This window comes from Allosediminivita pacifica, assembly GCF_003054175.1.
Lineage (GTDB): Bacteria > Pseudomonadota > Alphaproteobacteria > Rhodobacterales > Rhodobacteraceae > Allosediminivita > Allosediminivita pacifica.
On record NZ_QBKN01000015.1, the window covers coordinates 13005 to 38962 of the forward strand.

General features: G+C 68.2%; 21 protein-coding genes. 9 read left to right on the forward strand and 12 right to left on the reverse strand.

Going from position 1 to position 25958, the window contains the following annotated elements:
- Window positions 1–368: 368 nt before the first annotated feature.
- From C8N44_RS12640 to C8N44_RS12655, 4 genes are read left to right on the forward strand one after another with little or no spacing between them, the layout of a single operon-like run.
- The gene (locus tag C8N44_RS12640; protein WP_107977095.1) at window positions 369–1202 is read left to right on the forward strand and encodes an FAD binding domain-containing protein; all 834 of its coding nucleotides are present in this window, start codon (window positions 369–371) and stop codon (window positions 1200–1202) included.
- Window positions 1192–3939, forward strand: coding sequence for a molybdopterin-dependent oxidoreductase (locus tag C8N44_RS12645; protein WP_107977097.1), 2748 nt, complete (start codon window positions 1192–1194; stop codon window positions 3937–3939). Before C8N44_RS12640 ends, C8N44_RS12645 begins: the two co-directional genes overlap by 11 nt.
- Window positions 3936–6002, forward strand: coding sequence for a hydantoinase/oxoprolinase family protein (locus tag C8N44_RS12650; protein ID WP_107977098.1), 2067 nt, complete (start codon window positions 3936–3938; stop codon window positions 6000–6002). Before C8N44_RS12645 ends, C8N44_RS12650 begins: the two co-directional genes overlap by 4 nt.
- A complete protein-coding gene (locus C8N44_RS12655) occupies window positions 5999–7693 on the forward strand; it encodes a hydantoinase B/oxoprolinase family protein (protein ID WP_107977100.1) in 1695 nt (564 codons plus the stop codon). The genes C8N44_RS12650 and C8N44_RS12655 overlap by 4 nt, the downstream gene beginning before the upstream one ends.
- Window positions 7694–7713: 20 nt before the next feature.
- On the opposite strand, the gene C8N44_RS12660 is transcribed toward C8N44_RS12655, so the two are convergent.
- From C8N44_RS12660 to C8N44_RS12675, 4 genes are all read right to left on the reverse strand, one after another.
- The gene (locus C8N44_RS12660) at window positions 7714–8475 is read right to left on the reverse strand and encodes an SDR family oxidoreductase (protein ID WP_107977102.1); all 762 of its coding nucleotides are present in this window, start codon (window positions 8473–8475) and stop codon (window positions 7714–7716) included.
- A 29-nt stretch (window positions 8476–8504) separates the two neighbouring features.
- Window positions 8505–10415: a TRAP transporter large permease gene (locus C8N44_RS12665; protein ID WP_107977104.1), complete on the reverse strand. Its 1911-nt coding sequence runs from the start codon at window positions 10413–10415 to the stop codon at window positions 8505–8507.
- Window positions 10416–10498: 83 nt separating this feature from the next.
- Window positions 10499–11491: a TRAP transporter substrate-binding protein gene (locus tag C8N44_RS12670; protein ID WP_107977106.1), complete on the reverse strand. Its 993-nt coding sequence runs from the start codon at window positions 11489–11491 to the stop codon at window positions 10499–10501.
- A gap of 43 nt (window positions 11492–11534) precedes the next feature.
- Window positions 11535–12047 carry a gluconokinase gene (locus tag C8N44_RS12675; protein WP_244641078.1) on the reverse strand — a complete coding sequence of 171 codons (513 nt, stop codon included), beginning with the start codon at window positions 12045–12047 and terminating at the stop codon, window positions 11535–11537.
- Between the two features lie 142 nt (window positions 12048–12189).
- Here C8N44_RS12675 and C8N44_RS12680 point away from each other — a divergent pair, with 142 nt between their 5' ends.
- Together C8N44_RS12680 and dgt are read left to right on the forward strand one after the other, a co-directional pair.
- Window positions 12190–13209, forward strand: a complete 1020-nt coding sequence (locus C8N44_RS12680) for a LacI family DNA-binding transcriptional regulator (protein ID WP_107977110.1) — start codon at window positions 12190–12192, stop codon at window positions 13207–13209.
- 67 nt (window positions 13210–13276) lie between these two features.
- Window positions 13277–14608, forward strand: a complete 1332-nt coding sequence (dgt, locus tag C8N44_RS12685; RefSeq protein ID WP_107977112.1) for a dGTP triphosphohydrolase — start codon at window positions 13277–13279, stop codon at window positions 14606–14608.
- Window positions 14609–14612: 4 nt separating this feature from the next.
- Here dgt and C8N44_RS12690 read toward each other — a convergent pair whose 3' ends face one another.
- The 5 genes from C8N44_RS12690 to C8N44_RS12710 form a co-directional block, all read right to left on the reverse strand.
- On the reverse strand, window positions 14613–15188 hold the full coding sequence (locus C8N44_RS12690; RefSeq protein ID WP_107977114.1) for a cob(I)yrinic acid a,c-diamide adenosyltransferase: 576 nt from the start codon (window positions 15186–15188) through the stop codon (window positions 14613–14615).
- Window positions 15189–15192: 4 nt separating this feature from the next.
- A complete protein-coding gene (locus C8N44_RS12695) occupies window positions 15193–15399 on the reverse strand; it encodes a twin transmembrane helix small protein (RefSeq protein WP_107977116.1) in 207 nt (68 codons plus the stop codon).
- Between the two features lie 57 nt (window positions 15400–15456).
- Window positions 15457–16287, reverse strand: coding sequence for an SDR family NAD(P)-dependent oxidoreductase (locus tag C8N44_RS12700; protein ID WP_107977118.1), 831 nt, complete (start codon window positions 16285–16287; stop codon window positions 15457–15459).
- A 64-nt stretch (window positions 16288–16351) separates the two neighbouring features.
- Window positions 16352–17650: a DUF2254 domain-containing protein gene (locus tag C8N44_RS12705; RefSeq protein ID WP_107977120.1), complete on the reverse strand. Its 1299-nt coding sequence runs from the start codon at window positions 17648–17650 to the stop codon at window positions 16352–16354.
- A 225-nt stretch (window positions 17651–17875) separates the two neighbouring features.
- Window positions 17876–18451 (reverse strand): SH3 domain-containing protein, encoded by a 576-nt coding sequence (locus C8N44_RS12710; protein WP_158274049.1) that lies wholly within the window; start codon window positions 18449–18451, stop codon window positions 17876–17878.
- A gap of 114 nt (window positions 18452–18565) precedes the next feature.
- Between C8N44_RS12710 and C8N44_RS12715 the strand changes: the two genes are divergently transcribed.
- Window positions 18566–20986 carry a DNA topoisomerase IV subunit A gene (locus C8N44_RS12715; protein WP_107977124.1) on the forward strand — a complete coding sequence of 807 codons (2421 nt, stop codon included), beginning with the start codon at window positions 18566–18568 and terminating at the stop codon, window positions 20984–20986.
- An 86-nt stretch (window positions 20987–21072) separates the two neighbouring features.
- On the opposite strand, the gene C8N44_RS12720 is transcribed toward C8N44_RS12715, so the two are convergent.
- Window positions 21073–21984: a collagen-binding domain-containing protein gene (locus C8N44_RS12720; protein ID WP_107977235.1), complete on the reverse strand. Its 912-nt coding sequence runs from the start codon at window positions 21982–21984 to the stop codon at window positions 21073–21075.
- A gap of 324 nt (window positions 21985–22308) precedes the next feature.
- Entirely contained in the window at window positions 22309–23133 is an 825-nt protein-coding gene (locus C8N44_RS12725) for a hypothetical protein (protein WP_146178842.1), read from the reverse strand.
- A 409-nt stretch (window positions 23134–23542) separates the two neighbouring features.
- Between C8N44_RS12725 and rimO the strand changes: the two genes are divergently transcribed.
- Window positions 23543–24904, forward strand: a complete 1362-nt coding sequence (gene rimO, locus C8N44_RS12730) for a 30S ribosomal protein S12 methylthiotransferase RimO (protein ID WP_107977128.1) — start codon at window positions 23543–23545, stop codon at window positions 24902–24904.
- Between the two features lie 4 nt (window positions 24905–24908).
- On the opposite strand, the gene C8N44_RS12735 is transcribed toward rimO, so the two are convergent.
- Complete coding sequence (locus C8N44_RS12735; RefSeq protein ID WP_107977130.1) at window positions 24909–25268, reverse strand: YigZ family protein; 360 nt, start codon at window positions 25266–25268, stop codon at window positions 24909–24911.
- A 60-nt stretch (window positions 25269–25328) separates the two neighbouring features.
- On the opposite strand from C8N44_RS12735, the gene C8N44_RS12740 reads away from it, so the two are divergent.
- A complete protein-coding gene (locus C8N44_RS12740) occupies window positions 25329–25919 on the forward strand; it encodes a thymidine kinase (RefSeq protein WP_107977132.1) in 591 nt (196 codons plus the stop codon).
- Window positions 25920–25958 lie beyond the last annotated feature (39 nt).

Here is a 25958-nt window from a genome sequence, read left to right on the forward strand (position 1 = left end):
CGCGGGGTGCTCCGGGGGCTGGGCGGTGCCTTGCAGGTCGGGCCGCATATTCATTTGTATACGAACGCACGGCACTCTTTGCCCTGTCAACGGTTTTGCCGTGGTCCGGGGCGCGGGGCGGGGCGGCCCGGCGCTTTCGGTGATGTTTTCAGCAAGGCCGCGGGGCGCGGGCCTGCCGCGCCCGATTCCGCGCCGGGCGCTGTGAAATCCTGTGCGAAAAGCCATTCGTCTACGAACGAGTTTCCGATTTTCGCCCTTTGGCTCATCACCGCGATTGACAGGTTTTCGGGCAAGTTCGTAGCGTCTGACTGTATTGTTTGCATACGAACGAAGCCCCGGCCCCTGCCGGGCCAGCCCCGAGGCCAGCCATGACGCTTCATCGCCCCGAATCGCTCGACGAGGCCCTGTCGCTTCTGGGCGGCGGTGCCGTGGTTCTCGCGGGCGGGACGGATGTTTACCCGGGGCTGCGTGACGGACCGCCGCCTTCGCGCATGGTGGACCTGACCCGCGTTGCGGGGCTGCGGGGGATTTCCCTTCGGGACGGGCTCTGGCGGATCGGGGCGGCGACCACGTGGACCGACGTGCTGCGCGCCGAGCTGCCCGCCTGCTTTGCCGGGCTGAAAGGGGCCGCGCGCGAGGTGGGGTCGGTGCAGATCCAGAACACCGGCACGGTGGCGGGCAACATCTGCAACGCCTCGCCCGCCGCCGACGGCGTGCCCGCGCTGATGGCGCTGGACGCGCAGGTGGAGGTCGCGGGGCCGGAGGGGCCGCGCCGGGTGGCGCTGGAGCAGTTCATCCGTGGGCCGCGCAACGTGGACCTGCGGCCGAGCGAGATCGTGAGCGCCGTGCTGGTGCCCGAGGCCACGGGGCAGGGGGCGTTCCGCAAGCTCGGGGCACGCAAGTACCTTGTGATCTCCATCGCCATGGTTGCCGCGGTGGTCGAGGTTTCCGGCAACGCGATCAGCCGCGCCCGCGTCTCGGTCGGGTCCTGTTCGCCCGTGGCCGTGCGGCTGCGCGGGCTCGAGGAGGCGCTGACCGGCGCGACAGTGGCAGAGGTGCCGGGGATCGTGGCGGGGGCCGATCTGCCGGGGCTTACCCCCATCGACGACGTGCGCGCCAGCGCCGCCTACCGGCGCGAGGCCGTGCGCACCCTGATCGCCCGGACCATCACCGACGCCATGGAGGTGCGCGATGTCACTTGACGACCCCAAGGGCGGCATCGCCCTGACCCTGAACGGCGAGGCCGTGATCCTGGGCGCCGACCCCGCGGCCCGGCTGTCGGAGGTGCTGCGCGAACGGGCGGGGGCACGCGACGTGAAGGTCGGGTGCAACGCGGGCGATTGCGGGGCCTGCACCGTGCTGCTGGATGGCGAGGCGGTCTGCGCCTGCATCACCGCCGCCGGGCAGGTTGAGGGCCGCGTGGTCGAGACGCAGCGGGGGCTTCTGGAAGGCCCCGAGGGGCAGCGCCTTGCCGCGGCCTTCCAGCGTCATCAGGCGGCGCAATGCGGGATCTGCACGCCGGGCATGATGGTCTCGGCCGCGGCGCTGCTGCGCCGGGGCGGGGCGCTGAACGAGGCGGCGGTGGCCGATGCACTGGGCGGCGTGCTGTGCCGCTGCACAGGCTATCGCAAGATCATCGATGCGGTGCTGGATGCGTCGCGCCACAAGGCGCTGGTCGCCGAGGGCGACAGGGCTCCAGTTTCCGAGGGCGGAGTGGGCGCGCGGGTCGAGCGGCTGGACGGCTGGCCCAAGGTGGCAGGGCTGGAACGCTTCGGCGACGACGTGGCGCCCGCCGATGCGCTGTCGCTGCGGGTGATCCGGTCGCCCTTTCACCGGGCGGGGTTCACCTTTGGCGACCTCGACGCTTACCGCGCGGCCGCCGGGCTGGAGCTGGTGCTGACGGCAAAGGACGTGCCCGGCGAAAACTGTTTCGGCGTCATTCCCGGCTTCGAGGATCAGCCCGTCTTTGCCGAGGGCGAGACGCGCTTCAAGGGTGAGGCCGTGGCCGCCGTGGTGGGCACGCCCGAGGCGCTGGCGGCGCTGCCGGACTTTCCCGTCACGTGGGAGGAACGGCCCGCCAACCTGACCCCGCGCGGCGCGGCGGAGGCGGCGCAGCTTCACGGCACCCGCGCGGACAACGTGATGTGCCGGGGCCGCGTGGCGCGGGGCGATGCGGCGGGCGCCATGCCGGGGGCGGCGCATGTGGTGTCGGGCGATTTCTCCACCGGCTTCATCGAACACGCCTATATCGAGCCCGAGGCCGCTGTCGCGCGGCGCGTTGGCGATCGGATCGAGGTGCAGTGCTGCACGCAGGCGCCCTACATGAACCGCGACGGGCTTGCCCGCATCCTCGGCCTTGCTCCGGGCGACGTGCGCATCCTGCCCACGGCGACGGGCGGGGGGTTCGGGTCGAAACTCGACCTCACCGCGCAGCCCTACGTGGCGCTGGCGGCCTGGCGGCTGAACCGGCCCGTGCGGATCGCCTACACCCGGACCGAGAGCATCGCGAGCAGTACCAAGCGGCACCCTTCCGAGATCCGCATGGAGATCGGTGCGGACGCGGAGGGGCGGCTGGTGGCCGAGACCTTTGACGGGGTGTTCAACACCGGGGCTTACGCAAGCTGGGGGCCGACCGTGGCCAACCGCGTGCCGATCCATGCCTCGGGGCCCTACCTCACCCCCAACTACCGCGCCGACAGCGCAGGCGTGCACACCAACACCGCGCCTTCGGGGGCCTTTCGCGGCTTCGGCGTGCCGCAGTCGGCGGTGGCGCAGGAGCAGCTGTTCGACATGCTGGCCGAAAAGCTCGGGATGGACCGGCTGGCCTTCCGCAAGCTCAACTGCCTGCGCAACGGCGATCCTACGGTGACGGGACAGGTCTTCGAGACCGGCATGGGGATCGAGGCCTGTTTCGAGGCGCTGGAGCCGCATTGGGCCTGGGCGCTGGCCGGGGCGGAGCAGTTCAACGCAACGCACGACACGGTCAAGCGCGGCGTGGGCGTGGCGGGCGGCTGGTACGGCTGCGGCAATACCTCCATGTCGAACCCCTCGACCATCCGCGCGGGGGTGACACCCGCGGGGGAGGTCGTGCTGCACCAGGGCGCCATGGACATCGGGCAGGGATCGAACACGGTCATCACCCAAATCTTCGCCGAGGCGCTGGGCGTGTCGGTGTCGCAGGTGGCGCTTGTCGGCCCGGATACGGACGTGACGCCCGACGCGGGCAAGACATCGGCCAGCCGCCAGACCTTCATCACCGGCAACGCGGCCCGCCTGGCGGGCGCGGCGCTGCGCGCGCAGATCCTGCGGCTGGGCAACGTGGGTGAGGGGGCGGAGATCGGTTTCGAGGACGGGACGATTGTCCTCAGCGAGGGCGGCGAGAAGCGCCGGGTGGAACTGCCGCAGGACGAGGGCTACGCGCTGGAGGTGACTGAAAGCTACGACCCGCCGACCCTGCCGCTCGACGAGAACGGGCAGGGGGTGCCCTACGCCGTCTTCGGCACCACCGCGCAGATGGCCGAGCTTGAGGTGGATCTGGAGCTGGGCACCGTGAAGCTGCTGCGCATCGTGGCGGCGCATGACGTGGGGCGCGCGATCAACCCGCTGCTGGTCGAGGGCCAGATCGAGGGCGGCGTGGCGCAGGGCCTTGGCCTCGCGCTGATGGAGGAATTCCTGCCGGGCCGGACCGAGAACCTGCACGACTACCTCATCCCCACCATCGGGGACGTGCCACCGATCGAGTCCATCATCATCGAATCCGGCGATGAACACGGGCCCTTTGGAGCGAAGGGGCTGGGCGAGCACTGCCTGATCCCCACCGCGCCTGCCGTGCTCAACGCCATTGCGCATGCCAGCGGCGCGCGCATCCACCACCTGCCCGCCACCCCCGCCACCGTGCGGGCCGCCATCCTGGCGCAGCGCGAGAACGGGACCGAATGACTAAACAGACAGACCTGACCGGCAGCTTTGCCGGGATCGACGTGGGCGGCACCTTCACCGACCTCGTCCATTACGACAGCCGCGCCCGCGCCGTGCGGCTGGCCAAGGTGCCGACCACGCTGGAAAACCAGGCGCATGGCGTGCTCGACGCGCTTGACGCGGCCCAAGTGGACGCCGCCGCGCTGGACCTGATCGTGCACGGCACGACGACCACCACCAACGCGGTGCTCGAACGGCGGCTGTGCAAGACGGGGCTGGTGACCACGCAGGGCTTCCGCGACGTGCTGGAGCTGGGCCGTCGCACGCGGCCGCAGGCCTATGGCATGAAGGGCCAGTTCCGCCCGCTGATCCCGCGCGACCTGCGGCTCGAGGTGCCCGAGCGGATGCTGGCGGACGGGTCGGAGTATCTGCCGCTGAACGAGGACGCCCTGCGCGCCGCCGTTTGTGCTCTGCGGGACGCGGGCTGCGAATCCCTCGTGATCCACTTCCTGCACGCCTACGCCAACCCCGCGCACGAACTGCGCGCGGGGCAGATCGCGCGCGAGGAATGGCCCAACGGGGATATTACGCTGGGCCATGCGCTGCTGTCGGAGAGCCGCGAGTTCGAGCGCGGTGTGACGGCGGCGGTCAACGCGAGCGTCCAGCCGCTGCTGCGGCGCTACGTCGAACGCCTTGCCGACCGGCTGAGCGAGCGCGGCTACGGGCGCGACCTGCTGGTGATGAACGGCAACGGCGGCATGGTCTCGGCCCGGATCGTGGCCGAGGAAGCCGCCAAGACGGTCATGTCGGGCCCCGCCTCTGGCGTCATGGCCGCCGCCTATACCGGGCGGCGCGCGGGCATTCCGGATCTTCTGACCTACGACATGGGCGGCACTTCGACCGACGTGGCGATGATCCGGGGCGCCGATCCGGCTGTCTCGCACGAGATCGAGATCGAGTATGCCATGCCGATCCACGTGCCCATGGTGGACGTGCGCACCGTGGGCGCGGGTGGCGGCTCCATCGCGCGGGTCGATGCGGCGGGGCTGCTGCAGGTGGGCCCGGACAGCGCGGGATCGACGCCGGGGCCGATCTGCTACGGCAAGGGCGGGACGGAGCCGACGATTTCCGACGCCAACATGTTGCTGGGACGGATGAACCCCGGGCGGCTCAACACCATCTCGGGCGAGGTCACGCTCGACACCATCCGCGATGCCTTTGCCGACCGGCTCGGCACGCCGCTGGGGCTGGATGCGACCGAGGCCGCCGCCGCCGTGCTGCGCATCGCGACTGCCAAGATGGCCGACGCCGTACGCATGGTCTCGATCTCGCTGGGCGAGGACCCGAGGGATTTTGCGCTTTTCGCCTTTGGCGGGGCGGGGCCGCTGCATGCCTGCGCCATCGCGCGGGAACTTGGCGTGCCGCGCGTGCTTGTGCCCGCGCGGCCCGGGATCACCAATGCGCTGGGCTGCATCGTGGCCGACCTGCGCCACGACTTCGTGCAGACCATCAACACGCCGCTCGACACCTGCGACATGGACGAAGTGCACGCGGCCTTTGCCCGCCAGACCGAGGACGGGACCGCCGCCATCGGGCGCGAGCGGGTCGAGATCGCCGAGCTGCGGGTGGTGCATTCGGTCGACATGCAGTTCATCGGCCAGACCCACCTGCTTCGCGTGCCGCTGCCCGACGGGGTGCCCACGAAAGAGGATCTGCGCGCCCGGTTCGAGGAGGCGTATTTCAAGCGCTTCCAGGTCAGCCTGCCCGAGATCCGGCCCGCGCTGGTCAACGTGAACACCTCGGTCATCGGCCGGCGGCCCGAGGTGGACCTGTCGCTGCTGATCGACGCCAGTGCCCGCAAGGCGACGCTGGCCGAGGCGCAGACCGGCACGCGCGAGGTCTGGTTCGACGGCTGGACCGATACGCCGGTCTACTGGCGCGATTTCCTGCCCGCCGAGGCCACGGTGACGGGCCCCGCCATCGTCGAGCAGATGGACTGCACGCTGGTGATGGAGCCGGGCGACGTGGCCGTGCAGGACCATGACGGCAACCTGATCGTTACACTGGGGGAGGCCCGCGCATGAGCATCGACCCGATCACCCTTTCGGTCATCCAGTCCGGCCTGCAGCAGGTCTGCGACGAGATGGACCTGAGCTTTTCCCGCGCGGCCTTCTCCCCCGTGATCGCCGAGGCGAACGACCGCTCGGACGGGATCTATTCCGCGCAGGACGGCAGCCTGATCGCCCAAGGCTCGCAAGGCCTGCCGGTCTTCGTGGGCACCATGCAGTTTTCCACCGGCACGCTGATCGAGATGATCCGCGAGGGCCGCGCCGTGGCGCCCAAGCCCGGCGACATCTACATCGTCAACGACCCCTACCTTGGCGGCACGCACCTGATGGATGTGCGCTTTGCCATGCCGGTCTGGCGCGATGGCGAGATCTTCTGCTGGCTGTCCAACACCGGCCACTGGCCCGACACCGGCGGCGCGGTGCCCGGCGGGTTTTCCGCCAGCGCCACGGCGGTCGAGCAGGAGGGCCTGCGCCTGCCGCCTGTGCGTCTGTTCAAGGAAGGCGAGCTGGACCCGGAAATCTACGGCATCATCTGTTCCAACATCCGCGTGGCCGACCAGCGGATCGGCGACGTCAAGGCGCAGGCGGCGGCGCTGTACGTGGGGCAGGCGCGGCTGTTCCGTCTGCTCGACCGCTACGGCGATGCCACCGTGCAGGAAGCCATCGGCGAGCTGCGCACACGCGCGGCCCAGCAGATGCGCACCTGCATTTCGCGCATTCCGGCGGGCCGCTACGAGGCGAGCGCCTTCATCGACAGCGACGGGGTGGTGAACGAACCGCTCGAGATCCGGCTGGCAGTCACCTCGGATGGCGAGACGCTGGAGTTCGACTTCACCGGCTCCTCCGATCCCTGTCGGGGGCCGATGAACTCGGTCTGGGCGACCACGCAAAGTTCGGTCTACCTGGCCATGCGCCACATCTTCCCCGAGGTGCCGATAAGCGCGGGCGCGTTCGAGCCGCTGCGCATCAGGCGCCCCGAGGGCACGTTCCTCGATGCGCGCTACCCGCGGCCCGTGTCGGGCTGCGCCGCCGAGGTCAGCCAGCGGATCGCCGAGGCGGTCTTTGCCGCGCTGGTGGGGCCTTTGCCCGATATTGTCACGGCGGCGCCCGCCGGGTCGTCGGGCAACTTCGCGCTGGGCGGCGAGGTGCCCGAGGAGGGCCGCAGCTACGTGATGTACCAGATCTCGGGCGGCGGTTACGGCGGCTATGCGGGGGGCGACGGCATCTCGAATGGCTGTTCCACCATCGGCATCTCCAAGTCGCCCCCGGTCGAGATCATGGAGCAGCAGTTTCCCGTGCTCTACCACCGCTACGCCCTGCACGAGGGGTCGGGCGGGGCGGGGGCGCACCGGGGCGGCTTCGGCCTCGACTACGAGGTGGAGATCCTGAAGGGCAACGCGCGGGCGAGCTTTGTCATGGACCACGGGCGGTTCGGGCCGCAGGGCGCGTTGGGCGGCTCGGATGGCGGCGTGAACAAGGTCGTGGTGACGCAGAGTGGCCAGCGGATCGTGCCCGAGCACCTGTCCAAGGCGCAGGACATCGCGCTTGCGGCGGGCGACCGGGTGCACGTGCGCACGCCGGGCGGCGGGGGTTACGGCAAACCCGAAGACCGCGACCCGGCGCTGGTGGCCGAGGACGTGCGCCTAGGCCGCTATACCGCGGCCGAGGCGAAGGAAAAGTTCGGCTGGGAGGGCACGGGCGGCTGAGCCGCGCGCCCCGCGCCGGATCACAGGCTGGTGGTGATGCCGCCGTCGACGAAGATCGTCTGCCCGGTGGTAAAGCTCGCGGCATCGCTTGCCAGGAAGACCGCCGCGCCGACCAGTTCGTCGACATTGCCCCAGCGGCCCGCCGGGGTGCGCTTTTGCAGCCACTCGGTAAAGGCCGGGTCCTCGACCAGCGCCTTGTTGAGCGGTGTCTTGAAATAGCCCGGCGCCAGCGCGTTCACCCGCAGGCCGTGCTGCGCCCAGTCTGTTGACATGCCGCGCGTCAGGTTGCGCACGGCGCCCTTGGTGGTGGTGTAGGGCGCGATGCCGGGGCGGGCGAGTTCGGCCTGCACCGACGCGATGTTGACCATGCGCCCCGCGCCGCGGGCGATCATGCCCTTGGCCACGGCCTTGCCCACGTAGAAAACGCTGTCCACGTTGGTGCGCATCAACCGCGTCCATTCCTCTTCGGGGAAATCCTCGAGAGGGGTGCGGAACTGCATACCGGCGTTGTTGATCAGGATGTCGATGGGGCCGTTGCCCTCGATCCCGTCGACGGCATATTTCACCGCCGCCGGATCGGTCACGTCGAAGGCGGCGGTCTCGACGGTGAAGCCCTCGGCGCGCAGCTCCTCGGCGGCGGCTTCGAGCTTGGCCTCGGTGCGGCCGTTCAGGATCACGGCGGCGCCGTGCTGCGCCAGCCCGCGCGCCAGCGCGAGGCCGATGCCCTGGCTGGAACCGGTGATGAGGGCGCGCTTGCCGGTGAGGTCGAAGAGGGGGGACATGGAAGCTCCTTGTCAGTTAGTCCTTGGCGTCAGCCGAGCAGGTGCCACAGCCCCGTGGTGAGGGCCGGGAAGATCTCGAGCAGGACGATCACCACGAGCGTGGCGAAGATGAAGGGGATGGCGGCGCGGAAGACGGGCCCGGGCTCCACCTTGGCGACCTGCGCCGAGACGAAGACGAGGATGCCCACCGGCGGGGTCACGCCGCCGAGCTGCAGCGCGATGATCATGACGATGCCCGCCTGGACCGGGTCCACGCCGAAGCCCGCCAGCACCGGCATGAAGAGCGGCGCGGTGATGAGCATGGCGGGGGTGAGGTCGAGGAACATGCCGATGCCCAGCAGGAAGACGGTCATCAGCAGCAGCACGACGATGCGCGAGTCGATGCCGTCGCTCATCAGCGCGACGAGATCCTGCGGCACGCGGTCGGCGATCAGCACCCACGCGAAGGGCGCGGAGGCCGCGATCAGGAAGGCGACGGTGGCCGCCTCGATCCCGCATTCGCGGAAGTTGCGGAAGAAGGTCCCCCAGGAATAGGCGTTGAAGACGAACTTCCCGAGCAGGAACACGTAGAAGAGCGTCATCACGCCGGCCTCGGTCGCGGTGGTCACGCCGAAGCGGATGCCGCCAAGGACCACGACCACAACCACGAGCACCGGGAAGGCCTTGAGGAAGGTCGACCAGACGGTGGAAAGCGGCGCGCGTTTCGAGGCGGCCTCGTAGCCGCGGCGGCGGGCGATGATGTAGGAGGTCACCATCAGCGCGAAGGCGAGGATGAAGCCCGGCACCACGCCGCCGATGAAGAGCTGCGCGATGGACACGTCCACCGCCGAGGCGAAGACCAGCATGGCGATGGCGGGCGGCACCACGTTGGGCAGCAGGGCCGAGGCGGCGGTGACGGCACAGGAGAAGGCCGGGGAATAGCCGCGCTTGACCATTTCGGGCACGATGATCTTGGTTGTCGTGGCCGCGTCGGCGCTGGTCGATCCCGAAACACCGCCCAGCATCAGGCTGTTGAGCACGTTGACGTGGGCGAGCCCGCCGCGGAAGTGGCCCACGAGGCTGCCCGCGAAGTCGATCAGGCGGCCCGAGAGGCCGCCGAGGTTCAGCAGGTAGCCGGCGGAGAGGAAGAAGGGGATGGCGAGCAGGATGAACTTGCCCGCGCCTGCGACCGCGTTCTGCAGCACCGCCTGCGCGGGAAGCATCCCCCCGGTCCAGGTGGTCAGCACCACGCTGCCCACGAGGCAGAAGGAGATCGGCGTGCCGATGAACATCAGCAGGAAGAAGCCCGCGAGCATCACCGTGCTTTGCGACCAGCCCGAGATCACGGGCAGCGGGGCCGCCGCCTCGAGCGCGAAATAGAGCGCCACCGCCCCCACGAGCGAAGCCGCCCGGCGCAGCAGGACGCCCGGCGCCTCGGTGTTCTCGGTCAGCAGCAGGAAGGCGCCCAGCACGCCCGAGATCGGGATGATGGAATAGCGCAGCGGGTTCGGCAGCCCCAGCGTCGGGCTGGTGCCGCCCACGCGCTCGATCAGCACCATGCCCTTCAGCACAAAGACCGTCATGGTGAGGAAGATGGCCACGTCCCGCAGGAAGGCCACCGGCGACTGCCAGCGTTCGGGCAGCATGTCGGTCAGCACCCGCATGGCCACGTGGCCGCCCCGGCCGATCCCCACGGCGGCGCCGGTGAAGATGAGCCAGGTGAAGGACCACAGCGCGAATTCCTCGCTCCACGACAGCGCGTCATTGAAGACGTATCGGCTGATCACGCCGGCCAGCACGACCACCGACATGGCCGAGAGGATCACGAAGGCCGCCGTCGCGGCGACCCGGTCGGTCAGCACGTGGGCTTTGCCCACGACTTCGAGCCAGTGCGGGCCGCGCGTCGCGTTATGGGCGTGACCGCCGGATTCGGGAAATTCTTCCATGCCGTAGTCGGGCATCACGACAGACCTCCTCCCGGGGGGGGATTTGAAACGCTTGCGGGCCGGGAGGATCCCCGGCCCGCGTCCTACACGGTCGCGGATCAGGCGTCCGGCCCGGCCTCGGGGTCCGCCTCCGCGATGATCTCCAGCAACTCCTCCGCGCCGGGGATCTTGGCCGCGTATTCTTCGCGCACGGGCTTCAGCTTCTCGACCCAGACATCACGGTCGATGTCGCTGATGATGGTCGAGCCGGCTTCCTCGGTCTGGGCGAGCGCCTGCGCGTCCTGCTCGGCCTGAAGCTCGGGCTGCTGCTGCTGCGCCTCGGCGGCGGCTTCCTCGATCGCGGTCTGGTGCTCTTCGGGAAGGCTCTGCCACCACTCCTCGGAGAAGACCCAGCTGCCGATGGCGTAGATGTGGTTCAGCTTGGTGTAGTAGGGCGCGACCTCGTACCAGCTCTCGGAGTAGTAGTTGGAGGCGGTGTTGTCGAAGAGGTCGACCACCCCGGTCTGCATCGAGTTGTAGATCTCGGGATGCGGGATCGGCGTCGGGCTGGCGCCCGCGGTTTCCCACAGGTTCACGTGCAGGTCGCTCTGGATCACGCGCATCTTCTTGCCCTCGACGTCCTCGGGCAGGCGCACGGGCTCCTTGCTGATGACGGCGCGCGCGCCGTTGGGCGTGAAGCCCAGCAGGTGGAAACCCGCCTCGGCAAAGTCGTCCTGCAGCGCCTCGGTCACGGGGTCGTTCATGGCCACGGCGTGTGCGTCGCTGTTGAAGATGAACGGCAGGTCGAGCACCTGAACCTCGGGCACCCACTGCGCGAGCACCGAGGAGGTCAGGATGCCGGCCTGTACGGACCCGAGGCGGATGCCCTCGGCCACCTCGACCTCACCGCCCAGCAGCGAGTTGCCGAAGAGCTGGATCTCGACCGCGCCGTCGGTCTTTTCGGACACGGCCTCGGCAAAGATCTCGGCCGCGGCGTACTTGGGGTTGTTCTCGGGCACGTCGAGCGGCAACCGCGCGGTGTATTCCTGCGCCGTGGCTGCGCCCGCAAGCGCCGTGATGGTGCCCGCAAGGGCAATTTGGGTCAGTTTCATGCGTTCCTCCCTCAGAACTCTGCGTCGTATGGTCCGGCGGGCCTCAGCCCGACCGGGTCTTCTGGAATGCGCCGTGCAGGCGCGGTGTCACCTCGTCGACGAGCTGCCGCAGCGTGTCGTCATGGCCCCCCGAGACATCGAGGACGAAGGCGCCCTCGTCGGGTGTGGGCGGTTCGAGCGCGGCAAGCTGGCTGTCGAGCAGGTCGCCCGGCATGAAGTGCTCGCGCTCGGCCATGCGCTGCGCGATGATCTCGCGCGGGCTGGTCAGGAAGACGATCTCGAACGGACCGGCGACCTGCTGCAGCCTGTCACGGTAGATGCGCTTCAGGGCCGAGCAGCTGAACACCACGTCGCCCGTCTCGCGCGCCCCGCGCACCGCTGCGCCAAGCTCGTCGAGCCAGGGCCAGCGCATCTCGTCGGTCAGCGGGGTGCCGGCGGTCATCGCCGCGCGGTTCTCCGCGGAATGGAAGTCGTCCCCTTCCAGGAACGTGGCCCCGAGTTGCCGCGCCAGCCCCATGGCAAGCGTGCTTTTCCCGGACCCGCTGGTCCCCATCATCAGGACGGCTCCCCCCAGATCCAATGTGCTGCTCCCTCGTGTCTCTTTGGCTCTCTTCAAGGTGACACAACCGTGAATGATTGCGCTGTCATTGGCAATGTCAGTTGACATAGGATCGTCTGTAATCTGATAAGATACTGATATGAGTAAAAAGAAATCCCGCTATGCGCCCACGTTGAACGACGTCGCCCGCGAATCGGGGGTTAGCGCGATCACCGTGTCCCGGTGCTTCCGCCACCCCGAAAAGGTCTCGGACGCCGTGCGCAAACGGGTCATGGAGACCGTCGAGAAGCTGGGCTACGTGCCGAACTCCGCGGCCTCGGCGCTGGCCTCGCGCCGCACCGACGTGATCGGGCTGCTGCTGCCCTCGCTCAACAACAACGTCTACCTCGACGTGGTCAGCGGCGCCTTCGACCGGGCCCACGGCACGCGCCACGCAATCCAGATCGGCAACCACAAGTACAGCCCGCTGGAAGAGGAAAAGCTCATCCGCATCTTCCTCCAGCAGAACCCCGCCGGCCTGATCGTCGCCGGCGGCGAACAGACCGAGGCCGCCACCGAAATGCTGCGCGAGGCCGACTGCCGCGTGGTGCAGATCATGGACACCGACGTCGATCCCATCGACCTCGTGATCGGGCTCGACCACGAAAGGGCCGCGGGCGAGGCTGTCGCGGGGCTTCTGGCGCGTGGCTACGAGCGGATCGGTTTCCTCGGGGCGCGCATGGACACCCGTTCGCAGAAGCGCCTTGCGGGCTATCGCCGCGTGATCGGCGACAGCGGTGGGGAAGAGCGCATCGCCACCTCGCCCATGCCTTCGTCCGCGCGGCTTGGGGCGCAGCTTCTGGCCGATCTCTTCGCGCGGTATCCCGACACCGATGCCGTCTTCACCAACAACGATGACATCGCGCTGGGCGCCTATCTCGAATGTCAGCGCCGCGCGATCCGCATGCCCGAGGATTTCGGCATTGTCGGCTTCAACGACATGGACCTGCTGGAAGAGCTGAACCCGTCGCTTTCGACCGTGCGCACGGACCGCTACCGGATGGGCCACGACTCCGTCGACCGGCTGATCGCACTGGCCGACACCGCCCGCCCCGAAGGGGCCGCGGTGCTGGATCTCGGGCACGCCTGCATGTGGCGCGGCACCACGCGCGAGGCCTGAGGCGCTTTCGCGCGGCGCCCGCCCGGGGTAGCAGGGCCGTGGGACAGATCACCGAAGGGGGCATGCCGTGCGCTGGGAAGAACTGCTGTCGGACCAAAGGCTCCGCGATCCGAAATACGTCGAGGGCAAGACCCGGTCGATCTTCGTGCAGGACCACGACCGCATCGTGTTCTCGGCCCCCTTCCGGCGGCTGGCGAACAAGACGCAGGTGCACCCGCTCTACCACCACGATCACCTGCACCACCGGCTGATCCACTCGGTCGAGGTGGGCAGCGTCGGGCGCTCCATCGCCATGCGCGTGGGCGACTGGCTGATCGGGCAGGGCGCGCTGGCGCGGGGCGAGGATCACGACCTGTCGAATGCCGTGCAGGCCGCCTGCGCCGCGCACGACATCGGCAACCCGCCCTTCGGCCATTCGGGCGAGGCCGCCATCGGTGGCTGGTTCGCGGAAGGGTTCGACCGGGCGCAGGGGCTGCTGGCCGATCTCCACGCAGGCCTGCGGGACGAGTTCACCGCCTTCGAGGGCAACGCGCAGGGCTTCCGCATCCTCGCGCAGCTCGAGATGTACCGCGGCGACGGCGGGATGCGCCTGTCGAAGGGCGTGCTGGGCGCCTTCATGAAGTACCCCGTCACAGCCCGCACCCGCGCGGCGCTGCCCGAGGAGACCCGCAAGGGCTATGCGGGCCTGAAGAAGTTCGGTGTGTTCGAGGGGGAGCGTGCGCTGTTCACGGAGGTGGCGGATGGCTGCGGCCTGCCCGCCGAAGAGGGCTGGTGGCGGCGGCATCCGCTGGTCTTCATCGTCGAGGCGGCGGACGACATCTGCTACAACATCGTCGATCTGGAAGACGCCTTCACCTCGGGCGATCTGCCGTTCGAGACGGTCTGCGAGGCGCTGGATGCGCTGGCGGGGCGCCCCAACCGCGAGACCGGCGGCCTGACGCGGACCGAGCACATCGCGCTGCTGCGTTCGCTCGCCATCGGCAGCGCCATCGCCGCCTGCACGCAGGCCTTCATCGAGAATTACGATGCGATCATGGATGGCGCGTTTTCCAAGTCGCTCGTCGATGCCTCGCCGCTGGCGGGGCAGTTCGCGCAGATCGAGGGGATCGCCAAGGACCGCATCTTCACCTCGGCGCGCAAGACCGAGCTCGAGGTTTCGGGGCGGCAGGTGATCCGCAACGTGCTGACCGGCATCCTGCCGGTCTTCGAGGATCTGGCGCGGGTCGGCTGGGACGCCGAGCGGCTGCCGGGACCCTCGGCGCAGATCGTGCGCGCGCTGTCGCTTGACCTGCGGGACGTGAGCGGCCCCGAGAGCGCGCTTCATGCCATGACGGATTTCACCTCCGGCATGACCGACCGCTACGCGCTTCAGATCGCGCGGATGCTCTCGGGGCTCTGATCGTTCAGGTGCGGTTGGCGCCCGGTTGCCAGAGCACGTCGGCGCGGCCCTCGTCGTTGGCCACCCGGCCCACCACGAAGAACCAGTCCGACAGGCGGTTGAGGTAGCGCACCGCCTCGGGGTTGATCTCGGCCTCGGTGGAGAGGTGCACGGTCAGGCGTTCGGCGCGGCGCGACACCGTCCGGCAGTGGTGCAGATGCGCGGCCAGCGGCGTGCCGCCCGGCAGCACGAAGCTTTTCAGCGGCTCCAGCGTCGTGTTCAGCGCGTCGATCTCGGTCTCGAGCCGCGTGACCTGGCTTTCGTGCATCCGCAGCGGCGGGTAGTCGCGTTCGGCATCCTTGTCCATCTCGGGCAGGCAGAGGTCGGCGCCCAGATCGAAGAGATCGTTCTGGATGCGCCCCAGCGAGTCGTCGGTGTCGCCCTTGGCATGCAGCCGCGCGAGCCCCACGACCGAGTTCAGCTCGTCCACGGTGCCGTAGGCCTCGACCCGCGGGTCGAACTTGGCGACGCGGGTGTTGTTGCCGAGCGCGGTGTCGCCCTTGTCGCCCGTGCGCGTGTAGATCTTGTTGAGCTTGACCAAGGTCTCAGCCTCCTCCGCCGCGGACCAGCACGAAGAGCAGGATCAGAACGACCGCGATGAACTGCGCCCCGATCCGCCAGCGCATGGCCTTGTTGGCATATTTCTTGTTGAATTCCCCGCCCTTGGCAAAGCTTCCGATGCCGAAGAACAGGATGAGGACGACCACCACCATTGCGATGGCCATCACGATGAAAAGCGGATCTTGTCCCATGTCACCTCCAGGTCCTGCGCCACAGATAGCCGAAATGCGCGGGATTGCGAGATGCGGTCAGCCGCCGCGCAGGATCAGCCGGTCGAGCATCCGAGTGGATAGCACCCGCCGCGCGACGGACATGAGCTTGGACGGCGTGGTGATGTAGTAGCGCGGGCGCGGGTTTTGCGCGTCGAGCGCGCGGATCAGCACCTTGGTCACGGCGCCCGGGGTCAGTTCGAAGGTATCCGGCCCGCTGCTTTCGTAGAGCCGCTTCAGCAGGGTGGATTCGTACTGGTCGCGCCGGGGGCTGGATTTCCAGTCCACCCACTTCTCGAAATAGGGGATGGAATTCACGCGGATGTTCGTGCCGATCGGCCCGGTGTTGAGCGTGACGATGTCGATGGGCGTGTCGGACATCTCCAGCCGCAGCGTGTCGGTCAGCCCCTCGAGCGCGTGCTTGGAGGCGACGTAGGCGCCGCGCCAGCGCAGCGGCACGTAGCCCAGCACCGAGGAATGGTGCACGATCCGCCCGTGTCCCTGCGCGCGCATCACCGGGATCACCCGCGTGGTCAGGTCGTGCCAGCCCACCACGTTGGTCTCGAAGATCTCGCGCAGGGCGCCGGGGGGCAGATCCTCGACCGCGCCGGGCACGGCCATGGCGCCGTTGTTGAAGAGCGTATCGAGCGTGCCACCGGTGGCGTCGAGCACCTGCGCCAGCGCGGTGTCGATGCTGGCGGGATCGGTGTAGTCGAGCCGGAAGCTCTCGATCCCCTCGGCGCGGAAGGTGGCGCAGTCCTTTTCCTGCCGACAGGTGGCGAAGACGCGCCAGCCCTGCTTCGACAGGGTGAAAGCCGCGTCGCGCCCGATGCCGGAGGCGCAGCCGGTGATGAGGATGGAACGCGTCATGTCTCCCGCTTAGAGGCTGTGGTGAAAAAGGGAAAGCGCGGTCCCGCAGCGGAGCCGGGTCCGATCATCGTGTCGCCGGAACCAGGTCCCACGAGGGGTCCTCGCCGGCCATCGCGATGGCATGCGCCTGTCTGACCCGCTCGACGTCCGCCGGGAAGTCCAGTTCGCGCTCGGCCCGGTCGAGCGCCAGCCGCGCCTGCGCCGCGGCCGGGTCGCCAAGCGTCTCGCCGCCCTGGTGCACCAGCAGGCCCAGCGCCTTCTGCACCCAGATATCCAGCTCCACCGACCCGACGCCGTCGCGGATGATCGCGGCGTAGGCGTCGTCGAGAAGATCCTGCGGTCGCAGGCCGGGCACGCGGACCCGCCTGAAGGTGGGGTCTTCGCGATCTTCCTTTGGCGGGCGGGACTGCCAGTCGCAAAGAATGCGGGCGACGCGGACAACGATGTCGATGGCGGTCCCGGGATCGTTGACCGCCGGAGACAGCGCACGGGAGCCGATTTCGGACAGGGCGACCAGCCCGAAGCGCGGATCGGTCTCATAGCTGCGTCGCGGTGCCAGGACGAAGGCGTCCAGCAGTTCGCTCATGCCCAGCTCCCTGTCCTCCTGCGCATGCCGGACGGTCAGGAGCGGTCTGCGCGCGGTGATGAGCGCGCCGGGCAGCGAGCGCAGGTAGATCACCGCATCGTGGCGTTCGGCCCAGTCTTCCAGGGTTTCCACGTCGACATGCTGGATGAAGCCGAGCGTCTCGGAATGCAGGTCCACGCCGCCGGAGGGGAGTTCGGTGGCGGGGACCGCGTCGAGCGGCGCCCAGGGTTTCCAGTGACCGAAGGCCTCGCGCGTGGCGACCTCGATCCGCTCGATGGTGTTTTCCATCCGGCCGAGACGGGCGATGTTGTCGACCCAGCGCACGAAGGTCAGGATGACCCAGGCGAAGGTCGCGAGGATGAGCAGGAACATCGCGAAGCGACCGGCGACGTCGAGATACTGCGTCTTGACCGCGATGGTCCCGACGATGCTGAAGATGAAGGCCGCGATGAAGCTCGACAGGGCCGTCTGCGAGAGGCTGTCGGCGAGGACGAGCACGAAGGCGCGCGGTGTCGCGGTGCTGCTGGCCGAGGCATAGGCGGAGACCATGGAGGCCACCGCGAAGGTGGCCACGCCCAGCATGCTTGCCGAGATGACGCTCAGCAGCTTGTCGAGCGTCTCGTAGCTGATGTCCGGCACGAGGTCGCTTGGCGGCAGCCTGTCCGCCAGCTGGGCAAGATAGACCGCTGCGACGGCCAGCAGGACGTAACCGAGAGGCTTGATCCATAGCTTTTCGCGCAGGCGGCGCAGCGTGAACTTCAACTTGCTTCTGATCATGCCGGGCCGTTTTCCGGGAAGGCGCCACCGGGCGCGTCCGGACCGTAAAACGCCTCTCTACCGGGCTGGTCAAGGTCCGGCAGGTGTCGCGCCAGCTCCGTCCTGCGGGAGCCCCGCGGGGCGCGGGGCAGGGGGCTCTGCCCCCTCCTGGCCTGCGGCCAGCTCACCCCCGAGGTATTTCGGGCGAAAAGAAGGGCTTGGCACCCTTATGACCGGGGGCGGGTGTCAACCCGCGGGGGCGACGAAGCGCGCGGACATGTAGCCGATGCGCCCCTCGTCCACGGCGCGCAGTTTCACCCAGGATCCGCCTTCCATCTCGCGCAGGACCCTCACGCGGGTGCCTTCACGCAGTTGGCCCGCGACGTTGAAGTCGGTGCCGGGGCCCATGCGCAGGTTCACCACGGTGCCGGTGACCTGGTGCAACTCGGGTTCCGGCGCGGCGGCGGGGGTGGTGGTCTCGAGCGAGGCCTTCTGCACGGTGGCCTGCGGGACAGCGGCTTGCGCCTCCGCCGGCGCGGCATTGGCGGTGCTGATGATCGGGCTGCGCAGGCCCGAGGCCAGCTCGGCCGAGGCCTGGACCAGATGTGCCGCCGGGCTGCGGTCCTGCGGCTCCGCGGGCGCCTCGGCGCTGGCCACCCGGGTGTCGGGGGCGGGGCGGGCGCTGTCGGGCACGGCCACCAGGGTCACGCCGGTGTCGCCGGGCTCGAAGTCTTCTCCGCCGGAAAGTTCGTACCAGGACATTCCCAGCACAATGAGGGTCACGGAAGTCAGTCGCAGCAGCATCTTGTCGTTCCCTTTCAAGGCAGGCGCCCCTGCCTGCAGACATGGCTGGGCCGGCCGCGTCGGAGCAGTGCCCGCGCGTCAGGTGCCGACCGTGGCTTTACGGAGTTCCAAGGGACGGATATGAGCGCATCTATGGATGATGACGCCGTCGACCCCAACATGAACCCCGGCGATATGGCCGAGCCCCTGCGCAGAGCCATCGGGGAGCGCTATCTGACCTATGCGCTCAGCACGATCATGAACCGTGCCCTTCCCGATGCGCGCGATGGGCTGAAGCCAGTGCATCGCCGTATCCTCTATGCAATGCGCAGGCTTCGGCTAAGTTCCGCCGGTGGCTTCCTGAAATCGGCAAAAATCAGCGGCGACACCATGGGGGACTTCCACCCGCATGGCGACGCGGCGATCTACGACGCCATGGCGCGGCTCGCGCAGGACTTCACGATCCGCTATCCGCTGGTCGACGGCCAGGGCAATTTCGGCAACATCGACGGCGACAATCCGGCGGCCTCGCGCTACACCGAGGCGCGCATGACGGTCATGTCCGAGGCGCTGCTCGAGGGACTGGACGAGAACGCCGTCGATTTCCGCGCCAACTACGACGGGCGGCTGCAGGAACCGGTGGTGCTGCCGGCGGCCTATCCGAATCTGCTCGCCAACGGCGCCAGCGGCATCGCGGTGGGCATGGCCACCAACATCCCGCCGCACAATATCGTCGAGCTGATCGACGCCTGCCTGCACCTGATCCGTTCGCCCGGGGCGGCAGACGATACGCTGATGCAATACGTGCCGGGCCCGGACTTTCCCACTGGCGGCGTCATCGTGGAGCCCGCCGACAACATCGCGCAGGCCTATCGCACGGGCCGGGGCAGCATCCGGCTGCGGGCGCGCTGGGCGATCGAGGACCTTGGTCGCGGCCAGTGGCAGATCGTCGTGACCGAGATCCCCTACCAGGTGCAGAAGTCCAAGCTGGTGGAGCGGCTGGCCGAACTGATCACCACCAAGAAGATCCCGATTCTCGCCGATATCCGCGACGAGAGCGCCGAGGACGTGCGCATGGTGCTGGAGCCGCGGTCCAAGAACGTGGATCCGGACATGCTCATGGGGATGCTGTTCAAGCATTCCGACCTCGAGGTGCGCTTCAGCCTCAACATGAACGTGCTGATCGACGGGCTGACGCCCAAGGTCTGTTCGCTGAAGGAGGTGCTGCGCGCCTTCCTCGACTTCCGGCGTGATGTGCTCACCCGCCGGTCGCGGCACCGGATGGCCAAGATCGACAACCGGCTCGAGGTGCTGTCGGGCCTGATGACGGCCTTCCTCAACCTCGACCGGGTGATCGACATCATCCGCTACGACGACGATCCCAAGATCGCGCTCATGTACGAGGACTGGTCCGAGACCCACCAAGTCGGCATCCGCCGCGCCACCGACGAGCGCGACTATGTCTCGCCGCTGGCAGGCGTGGACAAGGCGGCGCTCGAGATGACCTCGGACCCCGAGGCGGAGGCGCCGCCGGATCTGGTCGAGGGCGACGAGCGCACCATCCCGCGCCGCTACGCGGGCCGCGACCACGGCCTGTCGGACGTGCAGGCCGAGGCCATCCTCAACATGCGCCTGCGCAGCCTGCGGCGTCTGGAAGAGATGGAGCTGCGCTCCGAGAAGGAGCGGCTGGAGGCCGAGCGCGCCGAGATCGTGGCGCTGCTGGGCTCCGAGGATCTGCAATGGCAGCGCATCGCCGAGGAGCTGAAGGAGGGCAAGAAGCGCTTCGGCAAGGACTATATCCGCGGCAAGCGCCTCACCACCTTCTCGGAGGCGAGCGAGGCCGAAGAGGTGCCGCTCGAGGCCATGACCCCGCGCGAGCCGATCACCGTGGTCTGTTCCCAGATGGGCTGGATCCGGGCGCTGTCGGGCCACGTGGACCTGAACCGCGAGCTGAAGTTCAAGGACGGCGACGGGCCGCGTTTCATCTTCCATGCCGAGACGACGGACCGCCTGCTGGTCTTCGGCTCGAACGGGCGCTTCTACACGCTGCAGGCCAGCCAGCTTCCCGGCGGGCGCGGCATGGGCGAGCCGCTGCGTCTCATGGTGGATCTGCCCAACGAATCCGAGATCGTGGATCTGTTTATCCACGTGCCCGGCCGCAAGCTGCTGCTGGCCTCCTCGGCCGGGGACGGGTTCGTCGTGACCGAGGACGAGGTCGTCGCCCAGACCCGCAGCGGCAAGCAGGCGCTGAACGTCAAGGCGCCGGTCAAGGCGAAGATCTGCAAGCCGGTGACGGGCGACCACGTGGCCGTGGTGGGCGAGAACCGCAAGGTGCTGGTCTTCCCGATCGAGGAGCTGCCCGAGATGGCCCGCGGCAAGGGCGTGCGCCTGCAGAAGTACCGCGACGGCGGGATGTCGGATCTGCGCACCTTCGCGCTGGCCGACGGCCTGACATGGCTCGACCCGGCGGGACGGACGCGCACGCAGAGCGACCTGACCGAATGGCTGGGCAAGCGGGCCGGCACTGGCCGCATGGCGCCGCGCGGTTTCCCGCGGGACAACACCTTTACCTGAGGCACCCGCCATCCGGACATGAAAAAGCCCGGCTGCCGATCATGGCAGTCGGGCTTTTCGTCTCTCAGGAGACGGAACTCGCGGGATCAGGCGGCCTTGCGGCGGCGGCGCAGGGCGGCCACGCCACCGATGCTGCCCAGCAGCAGCCAGCCGGCCGCCGGCAGCGGCACGGGCGAGGGCAGCGTGCCGGTGAAGGTGCCGCGCACCTCGGTGTACTGGTTCACATCGTTGCCGACCACGAAGGTGTCGGTGCCTCCGGCGTTGAGGTTCAGCGTCGCAAAGGGCGACAGGATGCCGAAGCCGAAGGTGCTGTTCACGTTGACCTCGGTGGCCTCGTAGAAGTTGAAGATGACCGAGGAATCGTCCTGGTTGAAGTTCGCGCCGATGTTGATGACCGACCCGGCCACGTTGACGATGAAGGTGTTGGCGAGGTTGCCGAAGGTCTTCAGCGTACCGGTCTTCAGGAAGTCGGCACTGGAAAGGTTCAGCACCGAGAAGCCGTCCACGGGCGTGCCGCTCGACAGGCTCATCTGGTTCCAGTCGCTGAAATCGTAGCTCGCGCCCGTATCGGTAAGCTGGGCCAGGTCCTTCGACAGACCTTCCATCGCGTTGCGCACGTCCTGAACCGGAACGCTTGCACCGGTGGTGACGGTGTTGTTGCCGCCCTGCACGGTGCCTGACATCGTGTTGGTCACGACGGTGCCGTTGTTCATGGTCGGGCGACCGGCCAGATCGCCGCCGACGACCAGCGTGCCCTTGATCGAGGGCGTCACTGTGCCCTGCGTGTTGCCGCGCGGGGTGATCGACTGGTCGCTGTCGAAGTTGCCGCCGACATAGACCGGCGCCTCGGTGTGCGACTTCAGGGTGTAGTCGCCGAGGGCAATCGTCCCGAAGGAGGAAATCAGCCCTTCGGCGTCGAGTGTGGCGGCCTGCGATGCGCCGGCAGAAGCAAGGAAGGCCGCCGTGGCGAGGGCAAGGCCGTGTTGAATGATCCGCATGAAAACCTCTGTGGACTCGTACCTGGGAAATCGGTTCGAAGCGGATTTACGGCTTAAAAATGTCTTCCCCAAGCGAAACGTGTTCGAGATGGCTAAATTTGGCCACAAACGTTACGTCGGGTCGACAATTCGGGTCCGGTCGGGGAATTGTCGTCGTTTCGCAGGGTGTCGGGGCTGGGGTGCTCCGTCGGTGGCGGTCATCCGGCGCACGGGTGAGTCGCGAGACGGCCTCTGAAAGCAAAAACCCGGCGCACCGACGGGACTTTCGCAGGCGGCCTGCCCCGCATTCGCGGGACAGGCCTATGGCCCGGGAACGCGACCCGGTCAGGCGGCAGCCCTGCGGCGGCCTAGGACCCCCACGCCAAGCAGCGCGCCGAGCAACAGCGGAAGCCCGGCCGGCAGCGGCACCGGCGAGGCCACGGGTCCGCCCGTCTCGGTGGCCGAGACATCCGACAGGCCCGACACGTAGAAGTTCGAGCGGGCCGGTGCGTCGGGGCCCTGCCAGAAGGGCGCTCCGACCAGAAGCGATGTGACTCCGGTCAGGTTCGCCTCGTGCGAGAAGATCCCGTCGGTGGCATCGTCGGGGCTGTTGAAGATCTGCAGGCTGGAAGCGATATCCGCGGGATCTCCGGTCAGATCCACCAGCGAGGCGCTTGCCGCGTACCAGATGGCGCGCGGCGAATTCGACACGTCGTCCACGACGATCGCGCCGATCGACACGGGAATCGAGAAATCGAACTGGACGAGTTCGGAAATGTAATTCCCGTTGGAATCCATGTGCCCGTTGAACCCGAGGGCGGTAGAGGTCTCGGAGCGGATGCCGAGACCGGCGCGCGACAGCCGCAGCCCGTTGGCGCGGCCCCCGGGGCAGAGGGCCGGGTTCAGGTTGGTGCAGGCCGCGACATCGATCGCGGGAAGCGGCCCGCTGATGCTGCCCGCCCCGCCGGAGGATGGGATCGACACGCTGTAGCCGGTTGCCGTGACCGTGACGCCGTTCAGCGTGCGCGAAAACCCGGTGCCGGTGGTGGTGAATTCGCCTGCCGACAGGCCGGACCAGTCAAGGTTGAAGGTGACGGCCTGCGCCGTCGATGCAAGCGACGCCAGGGCCATCGCGGCGGCGAGCGCAATCCTGCCCGGTGAAAATCTCATAATGCGAGCTCCTGAATAAAATGCGCATCCCCTCGAATCATGGGGCGGCAAACAAAATTTAGACAAAATTTTGCCAAAAAGCGAGATCTTCGATAACGCAGCGGAAACCTTTGGGCGCGGTCCCTATGGCCTCGCTCTTTCCCGGCGGGTTGTTCCGGAACGCACGGGCCGGGGGTTGGCACGAGGGCCTTTCCCTCGGCCTGCGTCCGCGTCCCAGGGGGCTGTCCCGCGGGACATTCCTAACAGGTGGTTAATTCGCTCTGTGTAACTCATTGATTTCTATAGAGCGCAAAGATGTCCCGGCCCGGGACATCCCGGGACCGACCTGTCCCGTCCCTCCTGATTCACCTGCGCGCGAGCCCTGATTGACGGGGCTTTGCAGGGCTGGGCGGCGCCTATATGAGGGGCCATGGTTCAGAATCCCCCCGATCTTCGCCCCGATCTCGCCAGCGCCCGCGTCCGCGAAAGCCGCCGCAAGGGCCAGCCTACCATCGGCATGGTCAGCCTCGGCTGCCCCAAGGCGCTGGTCGACAGCGAACGCATCCTCACCCGTCTTCGGGCCGAGGGCTACGGCATCTCGCCCGACTACGGCGGGGCCGACGCGGTGATCGTGAACACCTGCGGCTTCCTCGACAGCGCCAAGGCCGAAAGTCTGGGCGCCATCGGCGAGGCGCTGGCCGAGAACGGCCGCGTGATCGTGACGGGCTGCCTGGGGGCCGAACCCGAGTACATCACCGGCGCGCACCCCAAGGTGCTGGCCGTGACCGGCCCGCATCAGTACGAACAGGTCCTCGACGCCGTGCACGCCGCCGTGCCGCCCGCGCCCGATCCCTTTGTGGACCTGCTGCCCAAGGCCGAGGTCTCGCTCACCCCGCGGCACTACAGCTACCTCAAGATCTCCGAGGGCTGTAACCACAAGTGCAAGTTCTGCATCATCCCCGACATGCGCGGCAAGCTGGTGAGCCGCCCGCAGAAGGCCGTCCTGCGCGAGGCCGAGCGGCTGGTCGAGGCGGGCGTGAAGGAGTTGCTGGTCATCAGCCAGGACACCAGCGCCTACGGCACCGACTGGGCCGAGCGGGACAGCAAGTTCCCGATCACTCAGCTTGCCCGCGACTTGGGGCAGCTCGGGGCCTGGGTCCGGATGCACTACGTCTACCCCTATCCCCACGTGCGCGACATGATCCCGCTCATGGCCGAGGGGCTGGTGCTGCCCTACCTTGACATCCCCTTCCAGCACGCCCACCCCGACGTGCTGAAGCGCATGGCGCGGCCCGCCGCCGGGTCGCGGACGCTGGACGAGATCGCCGCCTGGCGCGAGATCTGCCCCGACATCACCCTGCGCTCGACCTTCATCGTGGGCTATCCCGGCGAGACCGAGGCCGAGTTCCAGACGCTGCTCGACTGGCTCGACGAGGCGCAGCTCGATCGCGTGGGCTGCTTCCAGTACGAGGACGTGGCCGGCGCGCGGTCGAACGCGCTGCCCGACCACGTGCCCGACGAGCTCAAGCAGGAGCGCTGGGACCGTTTCATGGAAAAGGCGCAGGCCATCTCCGAGGCCAAGCTTGCCAAGAAGGTGGGACAGGTCATTCAGGTGCTCGTCGACGATGTGGACGATGAGGGCATCGCCACCTGCCGCACCAAGGCCGACGCGCCGGAGATCGATGGCAACCTCTTCATCGACGAGGATGCCGGGCACCTGGAGCCGGGCGCGTTCGTGACGGTCGAGGTGGACGAGGCCGGGGAATACGATCTCTGGGGCCGGCTGGTCTGAGCCTTCAGAGCTGATCGAGGTAGTAGCGGACGCAATCCTGCACCCTGCGGAAGCGGTCGCCGCCCAGGTGCTTGCCGCCGAACCAGCGGGTGACGATCACCACGTGGTCGAAGAGCTCCTCGCGTTCGAGCATGCGAAGGATCACGGCGCCCGCGCCGCTTTCGCCGTCATCGTTCTTGACCGGACCCCCGTCCGATAAAAGCACCGCCCAGGTGTTGTGCGTGGCCTTGGCGAAGCGCTTGTTGCGCTTGAGTTCGGCGACCAGTGCCTCGGCCTCTTCCTTGCTGGCGGCGGGGCCGCCGGCGACGGCGTACTTGGAGCCGCGGTCGGTCAGGATCTTGTCGTGGACGTTGGGGGTGGACATGGGGCTCCTTTCGCGGAGGAGATGTTGCCAAGGGAGGCGGGAGGCGGCAAGAGCACCGGCATGGCCAAGCTGCACTTCCACTACTCCACGATGAACGCGGGCAAATCCACCCTGCTGCTGCAGGCTGCCCATAACTACAACGAGCGCGGGATGGAAACCCTGCTGCTGACGGCTGCGGTGGATACCCGCGCGGGCGAGGGCCGCATCGGGTCGCGGATCGGGCTGGGACGTCCCGCCGAGACCTTCGTGCCCGAGGACGATCTTTTCGCGCGCCTGAAGGCCCATCTGGAGGCCCGTGAGATTGCCTGCATCTTCGTGGATGAGGCGCAGTTCCTGACGACGGCGCAGGTCTGGCAGCTGGTGCGGGTGGTCGATGACCTTGGCGTGCCGATCATGGCCTACGGGCTGCGGGTCGATTTCCGGGGAGAGCTGTTCCCCGGCTCGGCCACGCTGCTGGCGCTGGCCGACGAGATGCGCGAGGTCCGGACGATCTGCCATTGCGGACGGAAGGCCACCATGGTGATCCGGCAGGACGAGACCGGGCGCCCGGTACGCGAGGGCGAGCAGGTCCAGATCGGCGGCAACGAGACCTACGTGAGCCTCTGCCGCCGCCACTGGCGGGAGGCCATGGGGGATCGTGTCCCGGACTGAGGTTCGGGGTGTCCCGGGCCGGGACATCTTGGCGCTATA